7 protein-coding genes are annotated in these 11,813 nt (G+C 66.8%); all 7 read left to right on the top strand.

Translation table 11 applies throughout. The features are described 5' to 3' along the window. Positions 1 to 46: 46 nt before the first annotated feature. The 7 genes from rplK (at position 47) to ACT2CW_RS25110 (ending at position 11,738) form a co-directional block, all read left to right on the top strand. On the top strand, positions 47 to 481 hold the full coding sequence (gene rplK, locus ACT2CW_RS25140) for a 50S ribosomal protein L11 (RefSeq protein WP_020869305.1): 435 nt from the start codon (positions 47 to 49) through the stop codon (positions 479 to 481). A 94-nt stretch (positions 482 to 575) separates the two neighbouring features. Then, on the top strand, positions 576 to 1,295 hold the full coding sequence (gene rplA / locus ACT2CW_RS25135; protein WP_037952865.1) for a 50S ribosomal protein L1: 720 nt from the start codon (positions 576 to 578) through the stop codon (positions 1,293 to 1,295). 205 nt (positions 1,296 to 1,500) lie between these two features. Beyond that, on the top strand, positions 1,501 to 2,334 hold the full coding sequence (locus ACT2CW_RS25130; protein ID WP_138914414.1) for a hypothetical protein: 834 nt from the start codon (positions 1,501 to 1,503) through the stop codon (positions 2,332 to 2,334). A gap of 277 nt (positions 2,335 to 2,611) precedes the next feature. Further along, entirely contained in the window at positions 2,612 to 3,175 is a 564-nt protein-coding gene (rplJ, locus tag ACT2CW_RS25125) for a 50S ribosomal protein L10 (protein WP_182467846.1), read from the top strand. Between the two features lie 84 nt (positions 3,176 to 3,259). Then, a complete protein-coding gene (rplL, locus tag ACT2CW_RS25120; protein ID WP_037952872.1) occupies positions 3,260 to 3,649 on the top strand; it encodes a 50S ribosomal protein L7/L12 in 390 nt (129 codons plus the stop codon). 608 nt (positions 3,650 to 4,257) lie between these two features. Then, a complete protein-coding gene (gene rpoB, locus ACT2CW_RS25115) occupies positions 4,258 to 7,740 on the top strand; it encodes a DNA-directed RNA polymerase subunit beta (protein WP_037952873.1) in 3,483 nt (1,160 codons plus the stop codon). A gap of 98 nt (positions 7,741 to 7,838) precedes the next feature. Further along, positions 7,839 to 11,738 (top strand): DNA-directed RNA polymerase subunit beta', encoded by a 3,900-nt coding sequence (locus ACT2CW_RS25110; RefSeq protein ID WP_138914413.1) that lies wholly within the window; start codon positions 7,839 to 7,841, stop codon positions 11,736 to 11,738. The last annotated feature ends 75 nt before the right edge of the window (positions 11,739 to 11,813 follow it).

The raw sequence follows: 11,813 nt of genomic DNA, 5'->3' as shown, positions 1-11,813 counted from the left end.
ATCCGGTTCGGAGGCGAACACCCTCTCACTAGGACCCGGAGAGAGCATGCCTCCCAAGAAGAAGAAGGTCACGGGGCTGATCAAGCTCCAGATCCAGGCCGGCGCCGCGAACCCGGCCCCGCCGGTCGGCCCCGCGCTGGGTCAGCACGGCGTCAACATCATGGAGTTCTGCAAGGCCTACAACGCCGCGACCGAGTCGCAGCGCGGCATGGTCGTGCCGGTGGAGATCACGGTCTACGAGGACCGCTCCTTCACCTTCGTGACCAAGACTCCGCCGGCCGCCAAGCTGATCCTCAAGGCCGCGGGCGTGGAGAAGGGCTCCGGCGAGCCGCACAAGACCAAGGTCGCCAAGATCACCCGCGACCAGGTGCGTGAGATCGCCACCACCAAGATGCCCGACCTGAACGCCAACGACCTGGACGCCGCCGAGAAGATCATCGCCGGCACCGCCCGCTCCATGGGCATCACGGTCGAGGGCTGACACTCCACGCGCGAGGGCCGACAGCCCCGCGGCCACCTGTGGCAGGGCCAAGCGCTGGCCCGGACCACGAACTCCACAGACATCAGGAGCAAGAGTGAGCAAGCGCAGCAAGACCCTCCGCGCTGCGGACGCCAAGATCGACCGGGAGCGCGCATACGCCCCGCTCGAGGCCGTCCGGCTGGCGAAGGACACCTCCACCACCAAGTTCGACGCGACCGTCGAGGTCGCCATGCGCCTGGGTGTCGACCCGCGCAAGGCCGACCAGATGGTCCGTGGCACCGTGAACCTGCCGCACGGCACCGGTAAGACCGCCCGGGTCCTGGTCTTCGCGACCGGTGACCGTGCTGCGGCCGCGGAGGCCGCGGGCGCCGACATCGTCGGCTCCGACGAGCTCATCGACGAGGTGTCCAAGGGCCGCCTGGACTTCGACGCCGTCGTCGCCACCCCGGACCTCATGGGCAAGGTCGGCCGCCTCGGCCGGGTGCTCGGTCCGCGTGGTCTGATGCCGAACCCGAAGACCGGCACCGTCACCCCGGACGTGGCCAAGGCCGTCACGGACATCAAGGGCGGCAAGATCGAGTTCCGCGTCGACAAGCACTCGAACCTGCACTTCATCATCGGCAAGCTCTCGTTCGACGAGACGAAGCTGGTGGAGAACTACGCCGCGGCGCTCGAGGAGATCAACCGTCTCAAGCCGTCCGCCGCCAAGGGCCGCTACATCAAGAAGGCGACCCTGACCACCACGATGGGCCCCGGCATTCCGCTGGACGCCAACCGCACCCGCAACCTGCTGGTCGAGGAAGACGCCATCTGAGGCAGTCCCTGATCAGCGCACCACGGTGTGCAACCGCCGGGCCCCCGCACCGCGTCGAAGGTGCGGGGGCCCGGCGTCTTCCGTTGTCGGCCCCCTCCGCTAGAGTCACTCCGCAGACGTAAAAGAGAAATAAAAACTAGGGGGAGCCGTGCGCGGTACTCATGTCGGTGCGCGATGGGCGATAGCCGCTGGAAGTCTCGTTCTGATGGTCGGCCTCACCGCGTGCGGGAGTGAGAAGTCCGGCGATGACAAGGCCGGCGACAAGACCGGCGGCGACAAGTCCGGGCAGTCCGCGATGAGCCCGCTGGCGGCGCTCAAGCTCGCCTCGCAGCAGACGGACAAGAAGAACTCGGCCAAGGTCGAGGGCACCACCAAGATGGGCGAGCAGAACTCGCAGATGTCCGGCGACATGGACTGGGCCGACGGCATCCGGGCCAACATGTCCATCACCCAGAACGGTGGCGCCATCGCCTCCTCCCCGATCGCGGGCAAGCCGATGGACGCCAAGTACACCCCGGACGCCATGTTCCTGAACATGGGCGACGAGTTCGCCGCGCAGGCGGGCGGCGGCAAGCACTGGGTGAAGTACGACTACGACGTGCTGGCCCAGAAGGCGGGCCCCTCGGGCGCCTTCCTGAAGGACCAGATGCAGAACAACAACCCCTCGCGCTCGGTGGAGCTGCTGCTCGCCACGGGCAAGGTCAAGAGCGTGGGCAGCGAGGACGTGAAGGGCGTCAAGGCCACCCACTACACGGGCACGGTCAAGGTCTCCGAGATCGCCAAGATGCAGTCCAAGGAGCTCAGCCAGTCCGACCTGGACGCCCTCCAGAAGCAGCTGGAGACCTCCGGTATGGACACCGAGACCATCGACCTGTGGGTGGACGAGGAGAACCTGCTGGTCAAGAAGCGTGAGCAGGCGCAGAGCAACAGCGGCGCCTACGACTCCACGGTCTTCTACTCGGACTACGGCACCAGCGTGACCGTCACCGAGCCGTCCTCCTCGGACACCGTGGACTTCCAGGACATGCTCCAGCAGTAGAGCCGATTTGCCTGGCCGCGGCCCGTTCGCGTAATCTCCTAGAGAAGCCCAAGACCGCTGGTTGTCGCCGTGTCCCGCAAGGGATTCGGTGGCTGAAGGATCCGCTAGCCGCGGACGACCTGCGTAGGTGACTTAAGGTTGCACTCCCGAACGGGCCGTGGGTCCGTGCCGGTCGAGTTACGCCCCGAGCGCCTGCGCCGGGGCGTTTTCGCGTTGTCTCAGTTCTCCTTCCTTCAGACCGAAGCGGTCCTCATCACCCGGAAGGAGGCCGAGGCTCATGGCGAGTCCTGACAAGGTCGCAGCCGTCGACGAGATGCGGGAGAAGTTCCGCAACGCGAACGCGGCCGTTGTGACCGCGTACACCGGTCTCACCGTTGCGCAGCTCAAGGAGCTGCGCCGTTCGCTCGGTGAGAACGCTCAGTACCGTGTGGTGAAGAACACGCTGACCAAGATCGCGGCCAACGAGGCCGGGATCAACCAGCTCGACGACCTGTTCTCGGGTTCGTCGGCCGTCGCCTTCGTGACCGGTGACCCGGTCGAGGCGGCGAAGGGTCTCCGTGACTTCGCCAAGGACAACCCCGCTCTCGTGATCAAGGGCGGTGTCCTTGACGGCAAGGCGCTGTCCGCCGACGAGATCAAGAAGCTCGCGGACCTCGAGTCCCGTGAGGTGCTGCTCGCCAAGCTGGCGGGTGCGATGAAGGGCAAGCAGTCCCAGGCTGCCGCGCTCTTCCAGGCCCCGCTGTCGAAGTTCGTCCGGACCGCCGAGGCGCTCCGGCAGAAGCAGGCCGAGCAGGGCGGTGCCGACACACCGGCTCCCGCCGAGGCCGAGGCCGCCGAGTAATCAGGCCCCGGTCGCAGCGGGCCCGGAAGCCCGCCGACATGTACATCCGGCACCACCTGCCGAATTAGTGGAAGGACCGCCACCATGGCGAAGCTCAGCCAGGACGACCTGCTCGCGCAGTTCGAGGAAATGACCCTCATCGAGCTCTCCGAGTTCGTGAAGGCCTTCGAGGAGAAGTTCGACGTCACCGCCGCCGCCCCGGCCGCCGTGGTCGCCGCCGCCCCGGGTGCCCCGGGCGCCGCTGCCCCGGCCGAGGAGGAGAAGGACGAGTTCGACGTCATCCTCACCGGCGCCGGCGACAAGAAGATCCAGGTCATCAAGGTCGTGCGCGAGCTGACCTCCCTGGGTCTGAAGGAGGCCAAGGACCTCGTCGACGGCACCCCGAAGCCGGTCCTCGAGAAGGTCAACAAGGAGCAGGCCGACAAGGCCGCCGAGTCCCTCAAGGGCGCCGGCGCCTCCGTCGAGGTCAAGTGACCCCTCGAGGTCGGATGACCTCGCGGCCCGCCGCCACACGCCCGTAGGACGTCCGGCGGCGCGGCCCGGTTCCACGCCAGGGGCGATCACCCGTTCGGGTGGTCGCCCTTCGGCGTTCCCGCGACGGTTACATTGCCTTATGGGCTTGTGGAGGTAGGGTGATCTTCGTTGCCCGTCGCCACGCCCTGTGACGATCTCGCCGGAGTGGGGGGCCTTGACGAACGGCACGCAGCGCGCAATTCTCAGGACGCGACGTCACACCGATCCGAAAGTCCGAGGCATGGATCGTCGGCGAAGCGGGCAGTATCGATATGCGCATCGACAGCGCGGGCTGCCGACAGGGCGTGAGAACACAACGAGGGGCGCGCCCCCTCACCGGAGGGAGAGATTGGCACTGCCGGTCTCAGAAACTCGGCGCTGGACATCAGTGTGCCAAGTGGCTACACTGACCCTTTGCGCTGCCTGTTAGCTGCTCCCTGCCCGTCACCAGGGGCATACCTACCTTCGAGCACTACTGATGAAAAGGCCCTGACCAGGGATTTCATCCATGGGCTCTCGGTGGGACCGGTACGCGCGTAGTGAGTCCGAGCCCTCGGAAGGACCCCCTCTTGGCCGCCTCGCGCAACGCCTCGACTGCCAATACGAACAATGGCGCCAGCACCGCCCCGCTGCGCATCTCCTTTGCGAAGATCAAGGAGCCTCTCGAGGTTCCGAACCTCCTCGCGCTTCAGACCGAGAGCTTCGATTGGCTGCTCGGCAATGCCGCGTGGAAGGCTCGCGTCGAGGCTGCGCTGGACAGCGGTCAGGACGTCCCCACCAAGTCCGGTCTGGAAGAGATCTTCGAGGAGATCTCCCCGATCGAGGACTTCTCCGGGTCGATGTCCCTGACCTTCCGTGATCATCGTTTCGAGCCGCCGAAGAACTCGATCGACGAGTGCAAGGAGCGTGACTTCACCTACGCCGCTCCGCTCTTCGTCACGGCCGAGTTCACCAACAACGAGACCGGTGAGATCAAGTCCCAGACGGTCTTCATGGGCGACTTCCCGCTCATGACCGACAAGGGCACCTTCTGCATCAACGGCACCGAGCGTGTCGTCGTCTCGCAGCTGGTCCGCTCGCCGGGTGTCTACTTCGACTCCTCCATCGACAAGACGTCCGACAAGGACATCTTCTCGGTCAAGGTCATCCCCTCCCGTGGTGCCTGGCTGGAGATGGAGATCGACAAGCGCGACATGGTCGGTGTCCGCATCGACCGCAAGCGCAAGCAGTCCGTCACCGTCCTCCTGAAGGCGCTCGGCTGGACCACCGAGCAGATCCTCGAGGAGTTCGGCGAGTACGAGTCCATGCGCGCCACCCTGGAGAAGGACCACACCCAGGGCCAGGACGACGCGCTGCTCGACATCTACCGCAAGCTGCGCCCGGGCGAGCCCCCCACGCGGGAGGCCGCGCAGACGCTGCTGGAGAACCTCTACTTCAACCCGAAGCGCTACGACCTGGCGAAGGTCGGCCGCTACAAGGTCAACAAGAAGCTGGGCGCGGCCGCTCCGCTGGACGCGGGCGTGCTGACGGTCGAGGACATCATCGCCTCGATCAAGTACCTGGTGAAGCTGCACGCCGGTGAGACCGAGACCGTCGGGGACAACGGCCAGTCCGTGGTCGTCGAGACCGACGACATCGACCACTTCGGCAACCGCCGCATCCGTAACGTCGGCGAGCTCATCCAGAACCAGGTCCGCACGGGTCTGGCGCGTATGGAGCGCGTCGTCCGCGAGCGCATGACCACTCAGGACGTCGAGGCGATCACGCCGCAGACCCTGATCAACATCCGGCCGGTCGTCGCCTCCATCAAGGAGTTCTTCGGCACCAGCCAGCTGTCGCAGTTCATGGACCAGACGAACCCGCTGTCGGGTCTGACCCACAAGCGCCGGCTGAACGCGCTCGGCCCCGGTGGTCTCTCCCGTGAGCGGGCGGGCTTCGAGGTCCGTGACGTGCACCCCTCGCACTACGGCCGCATGTGCCCGATCGAGACGCCCGAAGGCCCGAACATCGGTCTGATCGGCTCGCTCGCCTCGTACGGCCGGGTCAACGCGTTCGGTTTCATCGAGACCCCGTACCGCAAGGTCGTCGAGGGTGTCGTCACCGACGAGGTGCACTACCTGACCGCCGACGAGGAGGACCGCTTCGTCATCGCGCAGGCCAACGCGCCGCTGACGAACGATCTGCACTTCGCCGAGAACCGCGTCCTGGTCCGCCGCCGTGGCGGTGAGGTCGACTACATCCCCGGCGACGACGTCGACTACATGGACGTCTCGCCGCGCCAGATGGTGTCGGTCGCGACCGCGATGATCCCGTTCCTGGAGCACGACGACGCCAACCGCGCGCTCATGGGCTCGAACATGATGCGCCAGGCCGTGCCGCTGATCAAGGCGGAGTCCCCGCTGGTCGGCACCGGCATGGAGTACCGCTGCGCGGTCGACGCCGGCGATGTCATCAAGGCCGAGAAGGACGGTGTCGTCCAGGAGGTCTCCGCCGACTACGTGACGGTGGCCAACGACGACGGCACCTACACCACCTACCGGGTGGCCAAGTTCTCCCGCTCCAACCAGGGCACCTCCTTCAACCAGAAGGTCGTCGTGGACGAGGGTGCGCGGGTGATCGCCGGCCAGGTGCTGGCCGACGGCCCGTCCACCGAGGACGGCGAGATGGCGCTCGGCAAGAACCTCCTGGTGGCGTTCATGCCGTGGGAGGGCCACAACTACGAGGACGCGATCATCCTCAGCCAGCGTCTGGTGCAGGACGACGTCCTCTCCTCGATCCACATCGAGGAGCACGAGGTCGACGCCCGGGACACCAAGCTGGGCCCCGAGGAGATCACCCGGGACATCCCGAACGTCTCCGAGGAGGTCCTGGCCGACCTCGACGAGCGCGGCATCATCCGCATCGGCGCCGAGGTCATCGCCGGGGACATCCTGGTCGGCAAGGTCACCCCGAAGGGTGAGACCGAGCTGACCCCGGAGGAGCGCCTGCTGCGCGCGATCTTCGGTGAGAAGGCCCGTGAGGTCCGTGACACCTCGCTGAAGGTGCCGCACGGCGAGACCGGCAAGGTCATCGGCGTGCGCGTCTTCGACCGCGAGGAGGGCGACGAGCTGCCGCCGGGCGTGAACCAGCTGGTCCGCGTCTACGTGGCGCAGAAGCGCAAGATCACCGACGGTGACAAGCTCGCCGGCCGCCACGGCAACAAGGGCGTCATCTCCAAGATCCTTCCGGTCGAGGACATGCCGTTCCTGGAGGACGGCACCCCGGTCGACATCATCCTCAACCCGCTGGGTGTCCCGTCCCGGATGAACCCGGGGCAGGTCCTGGAGATCCACCTCGGCTGGCTGGCCTCCCGGGGCTGGAAGGTCGAGGGCTCCGAGGAGTGGATGCAGCGGCTCCAGGCGATCGGCGCGGACGAGGTCCAGCCCGGTACCAACGTCGCGACCCCGGTCTTCGACGGCGCCCGTGAGGACGAGATCGCCGGTCTCTTCGACTCGACGATCCCGAACCGCGACGGCGACCGCCTGGTCCAGTCGTCCGGCAAGGCCCGGCTGTTCGACGGCCGCTCCGGCGAGCCGTTCCCGGACCCGATCTCGGTCGGCTACATGTACATCCTCAAGCTGCACCACCTGGTGGACGACAAGCTGCACGCCCGGTCCACCGGTCCGTACTCGATGATCACCCAGCAGCCGCTGGGTGGTAAGGCTCAGTTCGGTGGCCAGCGCTTCGGCGAGATGGAGGTGTGGGCGCTGGAGGCTTACGGCGCCGCGTACGCCCTCCAGGAGCTGCTGACCATCAAGTCCGACGACGTGACCGGCCGCGTGAAGGTCTACGAGGCCATCGTCAAGGGCGAGAACATTCCCGAGCCCGGCATCCCCGAGTCCTTCAAGGTGCTCATCAAGGAGATGCAGTCCCTGTGCCTCAACGTGGAGGTGCTGTCGTCCGACGGCATGTCCATCGAGATGCGCGACACCGACGAGGACGTCTTCCGCGCTGCGGAGGAGCTCGGTATCGACCTGTCCCGGCGCGAGCCGAGCAGCGTCGAAGAGGTCTGACGGGTCTGGCCGGGGCACTCGCCACTGAGCGCCCCGGCCTCTCCCCGGACCCCCAGTCAGACCCGAAGACACGACCCTGAAAGAGGGATTGACGACAAGTGCTCGACGTCAACTTCTTCGACGAGCTGCGGATCGGCCTCGCCACCGCTGATGACATCCGTCAGTGGTCCCACGGTGAGGTCAAGAAGCCGGAAACCATCAACTACCGCACCCTCAAGCCCGAAAAGGACGGACTCTTCTGCGAGAAGATCTTCGGTCCGACCCGGGACTGGGAGTGCTACTGCGGGAAGTACAAGCGCGTCCGCTTCAAGGGCATCATCTGTGAGCGCTGCGGTGTCGAGGTCACCCGCGCCAAGGTGCGCCGTGAGCGGATGGGCCACATCGAGCTGGCCGCTCCCGTCACCCACATCTGGTACTTCAAGGGCGTGCCCAGCCGTCTGGGCTACCTGCTCGACCTCGCCCCGAAGGACCTCGAGAAGGTCATCTACTTCGCCGCCTATATGATCACGTGGGTGGACGAGGAGCGCCGCACGCGCGATCTGCCCTCGCTGGAGGCTCATGTCTCCGTCGAGCGCCAGCAGATCGAGCAGCGCCGCGACGCGGACCTCGAGGCCCGCGCCAAGAAGCTGGAGGCGGACCTCGCCGAGCTCGAGGCCGAGGGCGCCAAGGCCGATGTGCGCCGCAAGGTGCGCGAGGGCGCCGAGCGCGAGATGAAGCAGCTGCGCGACCGCGCCCAGCGCGAGATCGACCGTCTCGACGAGGTGTGGAACCGCTTCAAGAACCTCAAGGTCCAGGACCTGGAGGGCGATGAGCTGCTCTACCGCGAGCTGCGTGACCGCTTCGGCACGTACTTCATGGGCGGCATGGGCGCCGCGGCGCTCCAGAAGCGCCTGGAGTCCTTCGACCTCGACGAGGAGGCCGAGAAGCTCCGCGAGATCATCCGGACCGGCAAGGGCCAGAAGAAGACCCGTGCGCTCAAGCGCCTGAAGGTCGTCTCCGCGTTCCTCCAGACCCGGAACAGCCCCAACGGCATGGTGCTGGACTGCATCCCGGTGATCCCGCCGGACCTGCGTCCGATGGTGCAGCTGGACGGTGGCCGCTTCGCGACCTCCGACCTGAACGACCTGTACCGCCGTGTGATCAACCGGAACAACCGGCTGAAGAGGCTCCTGGACCTCGGTGCCCCCGAGATCATCGTCAACAACGAGAAGCGCATGCTTCAGGAGGCTGTTGACGCCCTCTTCGACAACGGCCGCCGTGGCCGCCCGGTCACCGGCCCCGGTAACCGTCCGCTGAAGTCCCTCAGCGACATGCTGAAGGGCAAGCAGGGCCGGTTCCGTCAGAACCTGCTCGGTAAGCGCGTCGACTACTCGGCCCGTTCGGTCATCGTCGTCGGCCCGCAGCTCAAGCTGCACCAGTGCGGTCTGCCCAAGGCCATGGCGCTGGAGCTCTTCAAGCCGTTCGTGATGAAGCGCCTGGTGGACCTGAACCACGCGCAGAACATCAAGTCGGCCAAGCGCATGGTCGAGCGCGGCCGCACGGTCGTGTACGACGTGCTCGAAGAGGTCATCGCCGAGCACCCGGTGCTGCTGAACCGTGCGCCCACCCTGCACCGCCTCGGTATCCAGGCGTTCGAGCCGCAGCTGGTCGAGGGCAAGGCCATTCAGATTCACCCGCTCGTGTGCACCGCGTTCAACGCGGACTTCGACGGTGACCAGATGGCCGTGCACCTGCCGCTGTCCGCGGAGGCGCAGGCCGAGGCCCGCATCCTGATGCTGTCCTCGAACAACATCCTCAAGCCGGCCGACGGCCGTCCGGTGACCATGCCGACCCAGGACATGGTGCTGGGCCTGTTCTTCCTCACCACCGATGAGGAGGAGCGCGAGGTCGTCGGTGAGGGCCGTTCCTTCGGCTCGACCGCCGAGGCGATCATGGCGTTCGACGCCCGGGAGCTCTCGCTCCAGGCGAAGATCGACATCCGCTTCCCGATCGGCACCGTCCCGCCGCGTGGCTGGACCCCGCCGGTGCCGGAGGAGGGCGAGCCCGCCTGGCAGCCCGGTGACAGCTTCCGGCTGCGCACCACGCTGGGCCGCGCGCTCTTCAACGAGCTGCTGCCCGAGGACTACCCGTTCGTCGACTACTCGGTGGGCAAGAAGCAGCTCTCCGAGATCGTCAACGACCTCGCCGAGCGCTACCCCAAGGTCATCGTCGCGGCGACGCTGGACAACCTGAAGGCGGCCGGTTTCCACTGGGCCACCCGCTCCGGTGTCACCGTCGCCATCTCCGACGTGGTCGTGCCCGAGGCCAAGAAGGCCATCATCGAGGGCTACGAGGCGCAGGACGAGAAGGTCCAGAAGCAGTACGAGCGCGGTCTGATCACCAAGGACGAGCGCACCCAGGAGCTGATCGCGATCTGGACCAAGGCGACCAACGAGGTCGCCGAGGCGATGAACGCGAACTTCCCGAAGACCAACCCGATCTTCATGATGGTCAACTCGGGCGCGCGCGGAAACATGATGCAGATGCGTCAGATCGCCGGTATGCGTGGTCTGGTGTCCAACGCGAAGAACGAGACCATCCCGCGGCCCATCAAGGCGTCGTTCCGTGAGGGTCTCTCCGTGCTGGAGTACTTCATCTCCACCCACGGTGCCCGTAAGGGTCTCGCCGACACCGCCCTGCGTACCGCCGACTCGGGTTACCTGACCCGTCGTCTGGTGGACGTCTCGCAGGACGTGATCATCCGCGAGGAGGACTGCGGCACCGACCGCGGCCTCAAGCTGGCGATCGCGACCAAGGGCGCGGACGGCGTGCTCCGCAAGACGGAGGACGTCGAGACCAGCGTGTACGCGCGCTGCCTCGCCGAGGACATCGTCGTGGACGGGAAGGTCCTGGCCCCGGCCGGCACCGACCTGGGCGATGTGCTCATCGACGAGCTGGTCCGCCACAACGTGGAGACGGTCAAGACCCGCTCGGTGCTCACCTGCGAGTCCGCCGTCGGCACCTGCGCCATGTGCTACGGCCGCTCGCTGGCGACCGGCAAGCTGGTGGACATCGGCGAGGCGGTCGGCATCATCGCCGCCCAGTCCATCGGTGAGCCCGGCACCCAGCTGACGATGCGTACCTTCCACACCGGTGGTGTGGCCGGTGACGACATCACCCAGGGTCTGCCGCGTGTCGTCGAGCTCTTCGAGGCCCGTACGCCCAAGGGCGTCGCCCCGATCTCGGAGGCGGCAGGCCGCGTCCGGATCGAGGAGACCGAGAAGACCAAGAAGCTCGTCGTCACCCCGGACGACGGTTCCGACGAGACGGCGTACGGCGTCTCCAAGCGGTCCCGTCTGCTGGTGGGCGAGGGCGACCACGTCGAGGTCGGTCAGCCGCTGACCGTGGGTGCCGTCAACCCGCACGACGTGCTGCGCATCCTCGGCCAGCGCGCCGTCCAGGTGCACCTGGTGGGCGAGGTCCAGAAGGTCTACAACTCGCAGGGTGTGTCGATCCACGACAAGCACATCGAGATCATCATCCGGCAGATGCTGCGCCGTGTGACGATCATCGAGTCCGGCGACGCGGAGCTGCTGCCGGGCGAGCTCGTGGAGCGCTCGCGCTTCGAGGGTGAGAACCGTCGTGTGGTCCAGGAAGGCGGCCACCCGGCCTCCGGCCGTCCGCAGCTGATGGGTATCACCAAGGCCTCGCTGGCGACCGAGTCCTGGCTGTCGGCGGCGTCCTTCCAGGAGACGACCCGGGTGCTCACCGACGCGGCGATCAACGCCAAGTCGGACTCCCTGATCGGCCTCAAGGAGAACGTGATCATCGGTAAGCTCATCCCGGCCGGTACGGGCCTGTCCCGCTACCGCAACATCCGGGTCGAGCCGACCGAGGAGGCGAAGGCCGCGATGTACTCGGCCGTCGGCTACGACGACATCGACTACTCGCCCTTCGGCACGGGCTCCGGCCAGGCGGTTCCGCTGGAGGACTACGACTACGGTCCGTACAACCAGTAGGTCCGCGGACGGCTGGTATACGTTCACAGGGCGGTCACCCCATGGCGGGGGTGGCCGCCCTGCGGCTATGCTCCG

The organism is Streptomyces sp. NEAU-174, from assembly GCF_052665095.1.
This window is presented reverse-complemented; position numbering and strand designations above follow the sequence as displayed.